Raw genomic sequence first — 15,176 nt, forward strand, 5'->3', positions numbered from 1 at the left:
AGTCTGTTCGGTCACTTTTTATGGCTCTGCTGTTTTTATTGCAGGAAAATAGGATTACAGGCAATAAGAAGATGAGTTTTTTCAATTAGTTTTTTATCAAAAATAATAAAAAAAGCGAAAGAATTTCTCTTTCGCTCTGTGAGTTATTTTTTTGGAGGAGGGGGAAGTTGTCCTGTTTCTCCTCCAGTATCACCCGGGTCCAATCCTTCTCCCGGATCTGCAAGCTGAACTGTTGTTTGACCTTGTGTATTAGTATCTGATGTCGTGTTTGCGTTATTATTTGAAAATGCTAATCCCAGTAGCATCAATATTAATTCTAACATTGGTTTAAAAATTTAAAAATTTGGCACTGGTGTTCTTCCCCACGAAACAGATCGTAAGCAGTGATACACGGATAAAAAATTTCGAAGCGCTTCTTAAATTTTTGGGAAGTAGAACCTTCAAAAACGGAGGAGAAACATCTGCTTCCCAACCCGGAGCTTTCCTCCGTTTTATCTGGCGATTTTGAAATCAGTTTTGTATTTTTGTTTTTGTAATGTTTTGTTTTTCACTGATTTCTGAAACAAAGGTGCGGCAAATGATGACGCATGTGTTAGACAAAACATGGACATCGATAGACAGGAAAATGGACAGGAATTTCATTATGGGAATCCGTAATGCGACATGATTGAAAATCACCTATTTTGTAATTGTCTTTAAAAACTAATTATGTCCAAGAAAAAATTACTAATTCATGAGGTGTTTGAAAAAGGTAGAAGAGAATCTGGGAGGGAGGCTAAAAGTGCAATAGCCGCTTATTTATGGTCTTATTTTGAGGATCATCTTTCTTATAGAATTTCAGATAAGACTCTTATCAGATACTTTGATGCATATATACGCGATGATAAAGAGATTAATATAGATACTGATATTCTTAATAAGCTGAGTCAGTATTTAGGCTATAGGGATTTTGCAGATTTTTCCGGTACTTTTGTGAAGGAGGATGAAAATGTTAATAAAACAACTATAAAAATCAAAGTAGATGAAGATGAGCAGTCTATATCTGAGAAATTCTCGAAGCTGATTATTAATATTACCAATGAGCAGCATTTCAAGATGCCGGATTTTTTTAAACAGAATGGGTTGGGTATTATGGAAATTACATTACTCATATGTCTTGTCACCGGAAATGTTGTATTTTCTAATAATAAGAAAATGAATAACAGATCTTCATTTACCTTAGGTTTAATGTCAAATGCAGAACCTGTTAGCCAAAAGAAATATATGTATTGGAATGGGGAAAGATATGTTGCAACAGATAGTAGCTATATTAGGCCGGGGCTTGAAATAAAAGCAATGAATGAGCATCAATTTCAATATTTCAAAAAGATTATGAGAAAAGATACTCTGACCGATTTAAATGCTCTTGGAAGGACATGGTATTCCAAGTATAATAATGAAGTTGAGTTCTTTACAGATGATGGGATAGATCCAGATAATGGAAGAGAATTAAGAAAATCAACATCTCTTATCATTTATAAGTATGCAGGCAAGCAAAAAGATTCAATAGAAGTTGAAGAATAGTTTATACGAAAAAGCGAATATCTATCTGATATTCGCTTTTATTTTTTACTCTTCATTCAGCATTCCCAGTTCTCCAAAATATTTTTTAAATTTCTGGATCTTAGGCCCCACAACTGCGCTGCAGTATGGCTGTGTAGGATTTTCGTTATAATACCCCTGGTGATATTGTTCTGCAGGCCAGAATTTCTCAAACTGTGTTACCTCTGTCACATATTTTCCGGGCCATTTTCCTGATGCTTCAGACTTTTTAAGTGCTTCTTCAGCTTTTGCTTTTTCTGCATCATCTTTATAATAAATAACGGAACGGTACTGTGTTCCGATGTCATTGCCCTGTCTGTTCAGCTGGGTAGGATCGTGAAGGAAGAAAAATACATCCATCAGCTGGGCATAAGAAATGATTTTTGGATCAAAAGTGATCTGTACCACTTCTGCGTGCCCGGTTTCTCCTGTACATACCTCTTCATAAGTCGGATTATCTTTGTGACCACCGGAATATCCTGAGACAGCAGATTGTACTCCTTTCAGCATATTGAAGCAGCTTTCCACACACCAGAAGCATCCGCCTCCGAATGTGATCTGCTCTAAATTATTATTGTCCATTGTAGTTGTTTATTTATTTGTTGCTTTTCAGTTAAAGCATTGAAAAACCTATCAAAAGTAAGAAAAACTTTCTCATTTTATCAGAGAAATCCAATGATTTAAAGCAGAATTAATTCTGGTTTTTCAATTACAGATGAGGGGTGATTGATGAAGTGCTGTGGATGGAATTGGATTGAAAGAGAAGAGAATTTTTTATTCCCACGGATTTCACAGATTTACACAGAGCTTTGTGTTTTCTTGTTTACATTCTTTATCTATAAAAATTATTTAGCGTAATCAGCCGTGTAAATCTGTGAAATCTGTGGGAAAATTGATCTAATAAAAAAAAACATCCTAAAAAGAATGCTTTTATTTATTTTGAATATTGATTTCAGTTATTTTTCCCAAACTAAAGCACTTGCTCCAAGAATGGCAGCATCTGCTTCGTCAAGCTCACTAAAAACCAGTTTTACTTTATTCCTAAAGATTGGGAGAAGGTTTCTTTCCATATGAAGTTTTGCAGGTTTCAGAATGAAATCACCGGCTTTGATCACTCCGCCAAATAAAAGAATGGCTTCAGGTGAAGAAAACATCACGAAATTCGCAAGAGCCTCGCCCAGTTTCTGTCCCGTATATCTGAAAACCTCAATAGATGTTGGATCTCCCTGCAATGCACATTCATGCACCGTTTTTGAGTTAATGGATTCTTCCGGATATTGATTTAACATGGATTCAGGAAATTCGGCTCTCATTTTTTTAGCTGTGATGGAAATTCCCGTAGCAGATGCATAAGCTTCCAGGCTTCCTTCAGATCCAGTGCTCCAGTGCTTTCTTCCGCCTGGTTTTACAATAGTGTGGCCTAATTCTCCGGCAAATCCGTCATGACCGTAAATCAGGCTTCCATTGGAAATAATTCCGCTGCCGACACCTGTTCCCAGGGTAATCATAATGAAATCCTTCATTCCACGCGCTGCTCCGAAAAGCATTTCTCCAAGTGCTGCTGCATTGGCGTCATTGGTAATGGTACACGGCAGGTTGAATTTGGCTTTCATCATTTCGCTGAAAGGAACTAAACCTTTCCACGGTAAATTGGGAGCCTGCTCAATGGTCCCTTTATAATAGTTGGCGTTGGGAGCACCTACACCAATTCCGTCAAAGTTTTTTTCTGTACCGTGTTTTTCAATCAGGGGTTGAACCTGTTTATATAAAGCATCGATAAAATCTTCCACTTTCTCGTACTCATCGGTTCTCAGGCTTCCTTTTTCAAGGACTTCACCACGATGGTTTACTACTCCGAACTTTGTATTCGTGCCGCCGATATCAATTCCTAGAGCAACTTGTTTTGATAAATCTATTAATGACATTTCCTATTTATAAATTCTAAGGGGTTAAAATTATAAAAAAGATTGAATTAATGGATTATTAACAAAACTTTTATTTAAAAAACTTTTAAACTGTTTTTACCGGTTTCTTCTTTCTTCTTCCCCACCAGATCATAAATCCGGTTACCGGCAAGGATGCACATATAAGACTGACAATAAATGCGATGATCTTTGTAGGAAGTCCTAAAATGGCTCCGACATGAATATCATAATTGGCACTTACTGTTTTTTCGCCGAAGTTTTTATCCTTAGGATCATGGGTATGAAGAAGCTCTCCTGAGTTTTCATCAAAGATCAGGCTGCTGCTTTTGTGATAAGAATAGGAAAGGTGTTTTACGTAGACTTCAAAGTTAGGATGTTCGTGATCATCCATATGCTCATGGCCAAGGTCAATGGCAAAACCAAAAGCATCAGGATATTTCTGATTAACGGTATTGATGATTTTATCCAGCGTTCCTTCTGTTCTTAATTCTATGGGAGCTTTTGTTTTGATGTGGGAGAAATCCGGATATTTTGTTTCTCCACCGGAAAATATCACATAGATCATTGCCTGTACAACAAAGAAGGCATAAAACAGTCCTGTAACTGCAAAGATCAAAGCAAATATGGATGAATAAAAGCCCAGCACATTGTGAAGGTCATAATTCTTTCTTTTCCAGCTTTTGATGTTTTTCCATTTAAAGGCAAAACGCTGCTTCCTTGCGGCTTTATTTTTTGGCCACCACAGAACAATTCCGGTAATAAGCATGATGACGAAGATAATCACAGGAATTCCTACAACATAAGTTCCCCAGTCCTGTTTCAGTAAAAAGCTCCAGTGGATCATTTTTACAATATTGAAAAAACCGTTCTTTTCATCGTATGTTCTGAGAACTTTTCCGGTGTAAGGGTTTACGTAAGCGGCTTTATAGATAGGAAACTCATCAAAATAATTCCAGGCATCCGGCTTATGTTCATACCAATAGAATATGTATGACATCTTTTTATCTATTGGAATATTTACCCAATGGACAGGATATTTTTCTTTAACTTGCTCTGCAACAGATTTTTCCATTATCCGGATAGGAAGAACCTGTTTTTGCTCTATATTCTGCTCGTTATGATAGATGACATCTTTTCTGGTAATATTTTCTATTTCATCTTTAAAAACATACAAAGCCCCTGTAATAGAAATGATAAAGATCAGAAAACCAATTCCCAGACCAAACCATAAATGCAGTTTCGCAGTCCATTTTTTAAAGAAGCCCGGCTTTTTCTTATGATGATGTTTTTTCTTCATATCGCAGTTCAAAGTCTTGCAAAGATAGGTTTAACTTTTTATTTAGATTAATTAAAATTTATATTCAAGCATTAAAGTCCCTCTTGTCCCCGGTGAATTCACGAATTCACTGTCACGTGCGGACCACCATGCAATGGCAGGCTGATACATTCTGTTGAAGACGTTCTCAACTCCTAAAGATACCTTCCAGTTTTTATTAACCTCGTAGCTGGATTTAAAATTGAAAACAGTATATGCAGGAACATAACCTTCTCCGTATACAAACAATCCGGTTTTAGCATTAGGTTCAAATCTGTCCTGCTGAAAAGCATGCAGCATATCCAGTCCCAGAGACAAAGAATGTATTGGCTTCACCTGAAGATAGGCAAGGACTTTAGGTGCTGAAATACGGCTGTTATTGATTTTTGCAGAATAATCTCCATCGTCTTTAATGGAAGTAATTCCTTCCATCCAACTGTAACTTCCTCCGAAATTGATCCATCTTGCAGGAGTAAAATGTAGGAATCCTTCAACACCGTAAACAATTTCCGGAGATCTCTGGATAGTTAAAGCCCTGTCTGCACTTTGTACAAAAGAAGCTCCCAGTTTTGAAGTACTTACATAAGAGGTAACCTCGTAATTAATCCATTTTGAAATCTGTCCTGTTGCACCAAATTCATAGTTGTTGACGATGATAGGTTTGGTCTCAAGATTTTGAATCGTTCCCTGAGTTGATGTTCTCAGAATCCTTCCTAGTTCGTTAATAGAATAGGATTGTGAAAAGCTTCCGAACAGGTTAACGAACGGCTCAATATTGTAACGTACTCCTAAATTGGCTACTAAAGCATTATATTTCAGCATTCCACCGGTAACGAAAATGCTTGTTGTGAAAGTTCCGTCACTTTTAATGGAAGAAAGGGTATTGAAATCTCCAACCTTAACACTCATGTTTTCGTAACGGAGTCCTCCTTTAATGGTCAGTTTTTTAAGCAGATCAATTTTTACCAATACGAAAGGTGCTAAGTTGGTCATATTCATATCAGGAGTCCAGTAACGTCCGTCTTCAAGCTTCTGAACCGTCTGGTCATTAAGAATATCCATTCCGTACATGATTTCACCCTGGGAGTTTGCAGCATTCCAAAGCCTTGTATCAAAATTGAATCTGGCTCCGTATTTTTTGGAAATTACATTGGATTGTCCACCTCCCAAAAATGTATCACTATATCCGTAAACCGTTCTGAAATCCTGCATATATGCATTGAAATTCAACGATGTGGATCCCCAGAAAAGATTCTGGTTGTCATAGTTGATTCTTAAATTATGGTTTCTCGGTGTTCCCTGAGGTGTGGTTTCAAGCCCTTTTCCTTCTCCTTCCCCAATGGTTGGAGTAAATCCGTATTTACCGGTTCTTAAGCCCAGGTTAAGATCTGATCTGGAGGAATATCCTATATAAGAAGCTTCAATTCTCTGGTCATTGTTGATGTTATAACCTATTTTAAGCATTCCGTTATAGTTATCCATTTTTGCTGTGCTGTATGTTGGTGTAAGGTATACACCATCGGCATCTTTCATGTAGCCTGTTCTTTCATAGGCAAGGGAGAAAACGTAATCAAATTTATTAACTTTCCCGGATAGCAGCTGGCTGGCTCTTACTCCCAGAGTTCCGCCATACGGCTGGCCTGTAAAACCAACCTGGGTAAGTCCGGAAATTTTTTTATCAGTCTGGCTTCTTCTGGTGATATAGTTGATAATCCCGCCATCTGCACCGTTTCCGTAGATAGAGGAAGCTCCTTTGATTACTTCAATTCTTTCAATAACGGAAGGGTCAATGCTTCTGATGTCTCTTGCCCCATTCCTTAGTGGTGTAGACTGAGGAATCCCGTCAATAAGAACAAGAACCTGACGGCCTCTTAAAGTTTGTCCTGTATTGGACGTTTGTCCGGAATTAGTTCCTAAACTGGGAACTGTATACTGAAGAATGCTGGTAATATCGGAATTCACGGTCAGCTGGGACTGGATCTGCTTTTCTGCGACAACAGTTACCGAGCTTGGTATTTCTTTAATGTTTTCTTTTTTTCTGGAAGCAGTCATTACAACTTCATCCACATTATTGGTCTGCAGGCTGTCTTTAACCTGGGCAAAAACTGTTGCCGACCCTAAGAATGCGGCTGATAAAAGCGCTTTTTTCATTATATTTTCTTTCCTTGTTTCTTTTGTTTTCCCCACCATACCAAAAATCCTGTGACTGGGAGCGAGGTACAGATGAGCCCGGTGATGAACCATAGAATTTTTCCGAACAGCCCAAAATAAGATCCTGTATGGATATCATAGTTGGCATTGGCATATTTTTCGGCACTGCTCAGTTTCTGATGAGGTTTCTCTGCCAGAAGTTTTCCTGAGTATTTATCAAAGACCAGCGTATTTCTTTCACTGAAGCGCCCGTCCTGCCCATATACGGTAACCGGGATATTTTTTAATTCTTTTCCTTTTTTATTTTTTCCGTTCAGTGGAATTCTAAAACTGGAAGATGAGGGATACAATTTTCTGGTTTCCTGTGCTGTAAGGTCAAAAACCGAACTGCTTTTTGCCATAAGGGAATCAGGAGATTTTATCTCTTTTTCTTTCGGCAGTTCAAGTGAGCCTGATAATGTAAGATTGAATACATTTTTCACATACGGATAGGCAAAATAGATCCCTGTAATGCTTATTAACAGAGCTAAAAATGAAGCATAAAATCCTAATACATTATGAAGGTCATAGTTTCTTCGTTTCCATGTTTTTACATTTTCCCAACTGAACCAGAATCTCCCTTTTCTTGCTTTTTTGTTCTTTGGCCACCATAAAATAATTCCTGTTATCAGCATGAAGATGAATAATACCGTAGGAATTCCTACAACATATTTACCCCAATCCGATTTTAAGAGTAAACTCCAGTGAATGGCTTTTAAAATGGGAAATAGGTCATATTTTTCATTATAAATTCCTGTAATTTCTCCAGTGTATTGATTAACATAAACCAGCTTATTGATAAGCACTTCATCAAAATAGTTCCATGCTTTTTTATTCTTTTCGTAATAAAGAAACTCGTAGGATTTGTTTTTATCCAAAGGGATTTCAATGGAGCTGACAGGATATTTTTCATTCATTTCCAAAGTAACCTTTTCTTTAAGGATTTCAATGGAAAGAGGAGCTTGCTGAATAGTTCCTGCTTTTATATAAATAGCATCTTTTCTGAGAACATTCTGTATTTCGTCCTTGAAAACATACATTGTTCCAGTCAAAGCAACAATAAAAATTATGATACCAACAGATAAACCAAACCACAGATGCAGTTTGGCAGACCATTTCATTGTAAAAGAAATTTTCTTTTTATGGTGGTGCTTTTTCTTCATAGAAAAAAGTTAACCTCCGGAGAGGCTAACTTTAATTATTTAAAATTTATATCCGATTGACAATCTCCAGTTACGCGGAGCATTGTAGATCCATGCATATGAACCATCATCTGACCTGTAGCCGCTATAAAGCTTTCTGTTCAGAACGTTATTCAGCAATAAATTGATATCGAATTTTTTAGCTGTATAAGAAATACCGAAGTTGGTGTCAAAATAATCTTCCAAGCTCTGATCATATTTTGCGGTTGTCCCGAACCATGATTGTCTGCCTCCCTGATACTGATATCCTGCTGAAATACCGAATCCTTTCAGATTACCGTTTTCAAACCTGTAGCTTAACCAGGTATTCTGTACATTTTTGGCATTTCCGGGAGATTGTAACCCTATTTTGCTAGCATCGGTATCTTTAATTGTTTTGGCATCTGTATAAGCATAGTTTATTACTACATTTAATCCTTTTGTGATTTCTCCTTTAATATCAGCTTCAAAACCTCTTGCTCTCTGTTCTCCAGTTGCAATCATAAAGGCATTACCATTATTATCGTTAGCATTTCCGGCTACCAGAATATTTTTTCTTCTGATTTCATAAACTGCAAAAGTAGAATTCCACTTGCCGCCAAACCAATCTTTTTTCACTCCGAATTCAATATTCTGCCCTTTGAACGGGTCTGTGATTGAGGAGCCGCCAATCCCTATTGCAGACTGAGGAACAAATGTTTTGTCATACACTCCGTAAGCTGAAAAGTCTTTCATAATAGAGTAGCTCACTCCGACTCTTGGAGTAAATTCTCCGGCTTGATCTGCTTTTATTGGATCTAAATTAGGATACCCCGAGAATGTTGTTCCGCTGGTATATCTTCCTGCAAGTGTAATACGCAACTTATTATTAAACATTTCTATTTGATCCTGAGCATAGTAAGAAGTATATTTTACACCCTGATCATTATAATAATCAGCATTTCTATTTAGATAGTAAGCACTTTCATTAGGCAGTGTATTTGGATTAACCCCGTAAACAATATTATAAATATCAATAGATCCTCCATCCCCTAAATAGGAGAAGTCTGCCTGGTATTTTCTATTTCCATAATCGAATCCGGCAATGATTTTATGAGTAATATTTCCTGTTTGTAAACTTCCTCTCACATAAGTTTGGAATATATTGTTTTTTCCGAGAGCCTGCCAGTTGCTTAAAGATCTGCTTAGAATTTTCGGATCTGAGCCATAGAAGCCGCCCCACCATGAACCGCCGTCATAATTCATATCCATATAAGCATATTGCGTGCTCCAGACCCAGTCCTTGAATAATTTCTGATCTAAGGTTAGGAATAAACTCTTGTCTTTTACTTCTGTTTTTTTGAAATTCGGATCATTAAAGTTGGTATGAACATTTAATGAAGCATAGCCGTCATTGGACATTAAGTAGGCACCCGGTTGACTGAATTTCAGATACTGATAATTGTACTGTGCTGTAAACGTAGTTGTTTTGGTAGGTCTGAATGTGATAGACGGAGCGATGATTATTTTGCTTGTCTTGTCATTTTCTGACCAGGATTTGTTTGAACTTCCCATTAAATTCAGACGGTAATCTAATACTCCGTTTTTAATGATAACTCCGTCAAGGTCAGCTTCTCCTCTGAAAAGATTATAACTTCCTGTGGTGAATCTTACGCTGTTGGCAAATTTTCCGGTTGGTTTTTTAGTAACCACATTATAAAATCCGGCTGGATCGCCCATAGATCCCATGAAACCGGCAGGTCCTTTTACGAATTCTATTCTGTCAATAATAGACGCATCCGGATTGATAGGTCCCCACGTTGAAGAAACATTCATTCCGTTCATATAAGTAGCGATGCTTGCTCCTCTCATGAATACATTGGAGTAAACATTGTCCCAGTGTTCTACTTTTCTGGCACCACTTACGTTACGGACAATCCCTTCGGACATATTCAACGTGATCTGGTCATTCAAAACCTGGCCACTGATAGACTGTACATTCTGTGGAAGTTCAATGATTGGGGTCTGAAGCCTTAACGAGCCTGAAACTTCGTTAAGTTTATATTTCTGATAATATCTTCCGCTGACAACAACTTCTTCGATATCATTAGATTTTATAGTATCTTTTTGTTGAGCATAACTCAATATAGAACCTAACATTGAGGCACAGATCAGTACATTTTTCATGAATAAGTCAAATTTCCTGCAAATATATTGTTTTTAATTGTTCTAAATAAATAATCAAATTGATATTTATCATGAAATTGTTAGGTGATGAATAACAAAACCCCGCTTCAGACATTGCTGAAGCGGGGTTTTTATGAGATTTTATTATTGATTTCTTAAGCCGGAATTTCTCCTTTATATAAGAAAGAAATAATTTCTTTGTTCATTTTGTCTACCATTTCACTGAATAAGTGGAATGATTCCTGTTTGTAGATTACCAACGGATCTTTCTGTTCGTAAACGGCACCCTGCGAAGATCTCCTCAGGTCGTCCATTTCACGAAGGTGAAGTTTCCAGTTTTCATCAATGATTGATAAAGTGATGTTCTTTTCAAAATCATTGATCAGGCTTTCACACTGAGTGTCATATGCTTCTTTAAGATCAGCAACAATAGTCATTGTCTTATGTCCGTCTGTGAAAGGAACCTGGATCATTTTGAACATTGAACCCTGATTCTGATATACATTCTCAATGATAGGGAATGATTTCTCTTTCAGTAAGTTCAGCTTCATTCTGTAATCTTCCTGAGCTGCCTTGAAAAGGATATCCGTTAATTCCGGAACCTGCTTGCTCTTGAAATCGTTTTCAGAAACAGGGGATTCCATAGTGAAATACTTAATGATATCGAATTCGAAATCTTTATAGTTTCCGGTAGCTTTTCCTTTGGCAGCAATAGAATTGGAAACATCGAAGATCATATTTGTAATATCATACTTCAGGTGATCACCAAATAGAGCATTCTTTCTTCTCTTGTAGATTACATCACGCTGCTTGTTCATTACATCATCATATTCAAGAAGTCTCTTTCTGATTCCGAAGTTGTTTTCCTCTACTTTTTTCTGAGCTCTTTCAATGGATTTGCTGATCATGGAGTGCTGAATTACTTCACCTTCCTTATGACCCATTCTGTCCATCATTTTAGCGATTCTTTCGGAACCGAACAAACGCATCAGGTTATCTTCAAGAGATACATAGAACTGAGAGCTACCCGGGTCTCCCTGACGTCCCGCTCTACCTCTAAGCTGTCTGTCTACACGTCTTGAATCATGTCTTTCCGTACCGATAATGGCTAAACCTCCGGCTTCTTTTACTTCTTTGGAAAGCTTGATATCCGTACCACGACCAGCCATGTTCGTTGCAATTGTTACAACTCCCGGCTGTCCTGCTCCGGCAACAATTTCTGCTTCTTTTTTGTGAAGCTTCGCATTCAATACCTGGTGTGGAATTTTTCTTAATTGAAGCGCTTTGGAAAGCAACTGAGAAATTTCAACAGAAGTGGTACCTACAAGGACAGGTCTTTGTGCCGCTGTTAGTTTTTCAATTTCCTCAATTACAGCGTTATATTTTTCACGGTTAGTTTTGAAAACTAAATCCTGTCTGTCATGTCTTAAAATAGGACGGTTGGTAGGAATTACCACAACGTCCAGTTTGTAGATCTCCCAAAGTTCGCCTGCTTCAGTTTCAGCAGTACCCGTCATTCCCGCAAGTTTGTTGTACATACGGAAATAGTTCTGAAGCGTTACTGTTGCAAATGTTTGTGTAGCAGCTTCAATCTTTACATTTTCTTTAGCTTCGATTGCCTGGTGAAGACCGTCTGAATAACGTCTTCCTTCCATGATACGGCCTGTCTGCTCGTCAACGATTTTTACTTCACCGTCTATTACTACATATTCATCATCTTTTTCAAATAATGTATATGCTTTTAACAGCTGGCTCATGGTATGTACACGCTCAGATTTTTCAGCAAATTCGGAGAAAAGTTTTTCTTTAGCTTCAAATTCTTCTTCTTTGGTTAAATTCTTAGCTTCAACTTCAGCGATTTCTGTTCCGATATCCGGAAGAACAAAGAAGTTAGCATCAGAATTCCCTTGAGACATGTATTCAACACCTTTGTCTGTAAGGTCAACCTGATTGTTCTTTTCTTCGATTACGAAGTAAAGGTCTTTATCTACGATCGGCATATCACGGTTGTTGTCCTGCATGTATTGTGCCTCAACTTTCTGAAGCAATGCTCTGTTTCCGCTTTCCGATAAGAATTTGATTAACTGTCTGTTTTTAGGAAGACCTCTGTAAGCCTGAAGCAACTTGAATCCTCCTTCTTTATTGTTTCCTGCAGCGATTAATTTTTTCGCTTCATTAAAGATCGCAGAAACTGTTTTTTTCTGAACTTCAACAATTCTGTCGATAGAAGGTTTAAGAACATCAAATTCCTGTCTGTCTCCCTGAGGAACCGGACCTGAAATAATCAATGGTGTTCTTGCGTCATCTACCAATACGGAGTCAACCTCGTCAACAATAGCAAAGTTTAATTCTCTTTGCACAAGTTCCGTAGGTGAAGTCACCATATTATCTCTCAGATAATCGAAACCGAATTCGTTGTTTGTTCCGTAAGTAATATCTGAGTTGTATGCTTTTCTTCTTCCGTCTGAGTTCGGCTGGTGATTATCGATACAGTCGATCGACATTCCGTGGAACTGGTAAAGAGGTCCCATCCACGCCGAGTCTCTTTTTGCAAGATAGTCGTTTACAGTTACTACGTGAACTCCTCTTCCCGGAAGAGCATTTAAGAAAATAGGAAGCGTTCCTACCAAAGTTTTACCTTCACCGGTTGCCATTTCGGCAATCTTACCGCTGTGAAGAATAACCCCTCCGATAAACTGAACATCGTAATGGACCATATCCCAGTTAACAGGCGTTCCGGCTGCATCCCATGAGTTTTTCCAAACGGCAGTATCTCCCTGGATCTCTACGAAATCTTTACCTGCAGCGGCCAGTTGCCTGTCCCACTCAGTTGCTGTAGTACGGATCTCTCCATTCTGTGCCCATCTTCTTGCGGTTTCTTTTACAAGAGCAAAAACTTCGGGAAGAATTTGTAGAAGAACTTTTTCTTCAATTTCGTATGATTCTTTTTTAAGAGTCTCAATCTTTGCGAAAAGAGCCTCTTTTTCATCAACGTTTGTTGAGTTTTTTATCTGCTCTTGTACTTGTTCTATTTGAGCTGTTATTTTGCTGGTTGCAGATTTAATATTTTCTTTAAACTCGGCAGTTTTTCCCCTCAAACCATCATCAGACAATTGCTGAATGTTAGGCTCAACAGCTTTGATTTTTGTTACAACTTTTTTTACTTCTTTTAGGTCCTGCGCTTTTTTGTCTCCCAAAAACCCTTTAAGAACTTTGTTTAAAAAACTCATAAATTTTTTGCTTTATGCTTAAAACAATATGCTTTAAGCGTTTTACTGACACGCTTATCGTGTGAATGTTATATATAAAAAAGGGCAAAAAAGCTCTAAGCGTGACGCTCAAAGCTTATTGCTTTCATTAATATTCGTCTTCGTTCCAAAGGAAATCCTCGTCGGTAGGATAATCACTCCAAACCTCTTCGATAGATTCATAGATTTCTCCTTCGTCTTCAATTGCCTGAAGGTTTTCAACTACTTCCATTGGTGCACCAGTTCTGATTGCATAGTCAATAAGTTCTGCTTTTGTCATTGGCCAAGGTGCGTCACTTAGGTATGAGGCTAATTCTAATGTCCAGTACATAATTTTCTAATTTTTTTGCAAAAGTATAAAATTAGCTTATATTATACGCTTTATTTATACTTGATTTTCAATTCTTTTTGATTAATTTTTGTTCATTGTCCGTCATAGACTGGATTACAGCTGCGCCAACAACTTACATGATGTCATTTTCTCAAAAACCATTCCACAAATTTTTTTATGCCATTTTGGAAGTCTGTGTCTGGTTTGTAGCCAATTAATGTCTTGGCTTTTGTAATATCTGCATTGGTTTTCTGGACATCTCCGGGCTGCATTGGCAGATTTTTTTTAATGGCAGAAATTCCCAGGGTGGTTTCTATTGTGCTCAGCATTTCCGATAAAGTAATCACCTCGCTTTCTCCGAGATTTATGATCTCATAAACGTTGGAATGAGCTTCTAAATAAAGAATTGATTTGGTAATTCCATCAATAATATCATCAATATAAGTATAATCTCTTGCCGTATTTCCGTCACCATAGAACGGAATTTCCTGGCCTTCAGAGATCAGTTTTGTAAATTTGTGAATGGCAAGATCAGGTCTCTGCCTTGGACCGTATACTGTAAAAAATCTTAGCTGGATCATGTCTATATGATACAGGCTGTGATAAACATGGCCTGAAACCTCACTGCTTTTTTTGGTGGCGGCATAAGGTGAAATAGGACGGTCTACATTATCTGTTTCTGCAAAAGGTGTTTTTTCATTGTTTCCGTAAACACTTGATGAAGACGCACATACAAATTTTGTAACATTGAATTCTCTGCAAATCTCCCAAAGATTCATGGTTCCGCGCACATTTACTTCCTCATATTCCAAGGGTCTTTCAATGGATGGACGCACTCCTGCAAGTGCCGCAAGATGGATAACAAGATCTATGTTATGATTTTTAAAAATGGTTTCAAGTCCCTTTTTATCACGGATATCCTGATAATACAGCTGGTAGTTATCTGACCGGGATATGTCGGCCAGATGTCTGATATCGGCCTCTTTGTCCGAAAACTCAAAATCCGGAATTTTGTCAATAGACTCTAATGTATTTTTAATTTTTATCTGATAATTATAGAAATCATCAAAATTGTCAACGTTTATGACAGAATGTCCATTTCTTAATAATCGTTCTATTAAATGAGACCCGATAAAGCCGCTTCCTCCAGTTACAAGATAAGTCATTTGTGGTTTTTTAATGGCACAAAAATATAAATTTACTTTTTGAAAATATAATCATTAAATTTACTTAAAAAAG

11 protein-coding genes are annotated in these 15,176 nt (G+C 37.5%); 1 reads left to right on the forward strand and 10 read right to left on the reverse strand.

Going from position 1 to position 15,176, the window contains the following annotated elements; all coding sequences use genetic code 11:
• Window positions 1–143: 143 nt before the first annotated feature.
• Window positions 144–305: a hypothetical protein gene (locus ACQWU4_RS10935; RefSeq protein ID WP_429935797.1), complete on the reverse strand. Its 162-nt coding sequence runs from the start codon at window positions 303–305 to the stop codon at window positions 144–146.
• A gap of 403 nt (window positions 306–708) precedes the next feature.
• Between ACQWU4_RS10935 and ACQWU4_RS10940 the strand changes: the two genes are divergently transcribed.
• Window positions 709–1,563: a hypothetical protein gene (locus tag ACQWU4_RS10940; RefSeq protein WP_429935798.1), complete on the forward strand. Its 855-nt coding sequence runs from the start codon at window positions 709–711 to the stop codon at window positions 1,561–1,563.
• Between the two features lie 45 nt (window positions 1,564–1,608).
• Here the strand turns inward: ACQWU4_RS10940 and msrA are convergent, their stop codons facing one another.
• The 9 genes from msrA to ACQWU4_RS10985 form a co-directional block, all read right to left on the reverse strand.
• Complete coding sequence (msrA, locus tag ACQWU4_RS10945) at window positions 1,609–2,163, reverse strand: peptide-methionine (S)-S-oxide reductase MsrA (RefSeq protein WP_429935799.1); 555 nt, start codon at window positions 2,161–2,163, stop codon at window positions 1,609–1,611.
• A 374-nt stretch (window positions 2,164–2,537) separates the two neighbouring features.
• Entirely contained in the window at window positions 2,538–3,506 is a 969-nt protein-coding gene (locus tag ACQWU4_RS10950) for an ROK family protein (protein WP_429935800.1), read from the reverse strand.
• An 85-nt stretch (window positions 3,507–3,591) separates the two neighbouring features.
• Window positions 3,592–4,803, reverse strand: coding sequence for a PepSY-associated TM helix domain-containing protein (locus tag ACQWU4_RS10955; RefSeq protein WP_429935801.1), 1,212 nt, complete (start codon window positions 4,801–4,803; stop codon window positions 3,592–3,594).
• A 51-nt stretch (window positions 4,804–4,854) separates the two neighbouring features.
• On the reverse strand, window positions 4,855–6,972 hold the full coding sequence (locus ACQWU4_RS10960) for a TonB-dependent receptor (protein ID WP_429935802.1): 2,118 nt from the start codon (window positions 6,970–6,972) through the stop codon (window positions 4,855–4,857).
• The gene (locus ACQWU4_RS10965; protein ID WP_429935803.1) at window positions 6,972–8,174 is read right to left on the reverse strand and encodes a PepSY-associated TM helix domain-containing protein; all 1,203 of its coding nucleotides are present in this window, start codon (window positions 8,172–8,174) and stop codon (window positions 6,972–6,974) included. The genes ACQWU4_RS10960 and ACQWU4_RS10965 overlap by 1 nt, the downstream gene beginning before the upstream one ends.
• A 39-nt stretch (window positions 8,175–8,213) precedes the next feature.
• A complete protein-coding gene (locus tag ACQWU4_RS10970; protein WP_429935804.1) occupies window positions 8,214–10,358 on the reverse strand; it encodes a TonB-dependent siderophore receptor in 2,145 nt (714 codons plus the stop codon).
• Window positions 10,359–10,513: 155 nt separating this feature from the next.
• Window positions 10,514–13,588 carry a preprotein translocase subunit SecA gene (gene secA, locus ACQWU4_RS10975; protein WP_429935805.1) on the reverse strand — a complete coding sequence of 1,025 codons (3,075 nt, stop codon included), beginning with the start codon at window positions 13,586–13,588 and terminating at the stop codon, window positions 10,514–10,516.
• Between the two features lie 127 nt (window positions 13,589–13,715).
• Window positions 13,716–13,937 carry a DUF2795 domain-containing protein gene (locus tag ACQWU4_RS10980; RefSeq protein WP_002662059.1) on the reverse strand — a complete coding sequence of 74 codons (222 nt, stop codon included), beginning with the start codon at window positions 13,935–13,937 and terminating at the stop codon, window positions 13,716–13,718.
• A 143-nt stretch (window positions 13,938–14,080) separates the two neighbouring features.
• On the reverse strand, window positions 14,081–15,103 hold the full coding sequence (locus ACQWU4_RS10985) for a GDP-mannose 4,6-dehydratase (protein ID WP_429935806.1): 1,023 nt from the start codon (window positions 15,101–15,103) through the stop codon (window positions 14,081–14,083).
• Window positions 15,104–15,176 lie beyond the last annotated feature (73 nt).

This window comes from Chryseobacterium sp. MIQD13, from assembly GCF_050496705.1.
GTDB lineage: Bacteria > Bacteroidota > Bacteroidia > Flavobacteriales > Weeksellaceae > Chryseobacterium.